Genomic DNA, 1,554 nt, shown 5'->3' on the forward strand with positions numbered 1-1,554 from the left:
GGTCGCCAACCGCGTGGTATTCATGGACGCGGGCCAGATCATCGAAGCCAACACGCCCAAAGAGTTCTTCGCGGCCCCGCAGCACGCCCGCACGAAACTGTTTCTGAGCCAGATCCTGCGCTGAGCGTCTGCAATCCGTTGGCGTCGCGGGTCCAGCCGATCCGCCAGCTTGGCACCATGCGAATCGGCCAACCTCTTTTCGGGCCATCCTCCGGAGAGAGACTTTGCAGAGCAGCGCCGGCGCGCGCGCATTCCAGAACGCGCGGTTGCAAAAGAAATTGAAGAAGCAGGCGGACGCGCTCATGTCCGCCGCGGTTCAGGCACTCGGGCAGGGCCGACACGCGGAAGTCGAGACACTCTGCCGCCGGATTTTGACGGAGGTTCCGGATCATTTCGACGCCGCTCACCTGCTCGGCCTGCGCGCGTATGATGGCGGGCGGCTGGACGAGGCGCAACAACTGCTCGAGCGCGCGACGGCGCTCGATCCGCGTTCGCCTGATGCCCATGGTAATCTCGGGGCAGTGTATTTCACCCTCCAGAAGTTTCAGGACGCTCGCGCATGCCAGGAGAAGGCGATTGCGCTGAAGCCGAATTCTCCGATCGCCTTGACCAATCTGGGCAATACGCTGCTGCACATGGGCCTCGCCGAGCAGGCTATCGAGCTGCACGAACGCGCTATCAGGCTGAAGCCGGACTATGCCGATGCATTTTGCAATCGGGGCATGGCGGAGCTGATCGAAGGTCAGTTCCAGCGCGCCAAGGGGAGTTTCGATCGCGCCCTCGCTTTTCAGCCGCGCCACGCGGAAGCGATCGCGGGCAAGGGCATGGTATGCATCGAGCTCCGGCACTACGAAGAGGCGGCCGCGGCGATCGCGGCAGGGCTCGCGATCAAGCCGGATTCGCCGAAAATTCTGGCGCAGCGCGGACGGCTCAATCTCGATCTGTCGCGGCTGGAGCAGGCGCTCGCGGACTTTGATGGGGCGCTGGAGCTTTCGCCAAGGCTCGAAGTGGCCTTGCAGGGAAAGGCGCAAGTCAACCTTGTCAGGGGCAACACGGCCGGAGCGATTGCGGCGGTCAAGACGTTGCTCGAGGAAAATCCGCGGTCCGACATCGGAATTGCGCTTCTGGCTTCCTGCTATGCGAGCCAGGGAGACATCGCGACTGCGCTCGAACATCTCGACGCGGGGCTGGCAATCGCGCCTGATTATGCGGACTTGATCGGGCGCAAGATCTTCTTTCTGGACTATCTCCCCGACGCCGATTTTGCGGTTCAGCAGGCCGCACGAAAGCAGTGGTGGGACGCGATCGGCGCCAGATTGCCGCAAAGGGCGTTGGCGCCCCGCACGCTCGATCCGGACAAGCGGATATTGATCGGATACGTCGCTTCCGAATTCAGGAACCACTCCGCAGCATTCGCTCTGTTACCGGTACTGCGCCATCATGATCATGCCAGTTTTGAGATCGTCTGCTATTCGTGCTCGCCGGTACGGGATGAGATAACGGACGAGTTCAGGTCGATGGCGGATGTCTGGGTCGACGCCTGGCAGATGTCGG

1 protein-coding gene and 1 pseudogene are annotated in these 1,554 nt (G+C 62.3%); both read left to right on the plus strand.

All coding sequences use genetic code 11. The annotated features are described in order from the left end of the window. Positions 1-124 (plus strand): annotated as a pseudogene (locus IVB47_RS13420) (amino acid ABC transporter ATP-binding protein); the annotation flags it as partial. A gap of 100 nt (positions 125-224) precedes the next feature. Continuing rightward, a partial coding sequence (locus tag IVB47_RS13425) for a tetratricopeptide repeat protein (RefSeq protein WP_247462070.1) occupies positions 225-1,554 on the plus strand: 1,330 nt, incomplete at its 3' end.

The sequence above is a fragment of the Bradyrhizobium sp. 62 genome (assembly GCF_023073035.1).
Classification (GTDB): Bacteria; Pseudomonadota; Alphaproteobacteria; order Rhizobiales; family Xanthobacteraceae; genus Bradyrhizobium.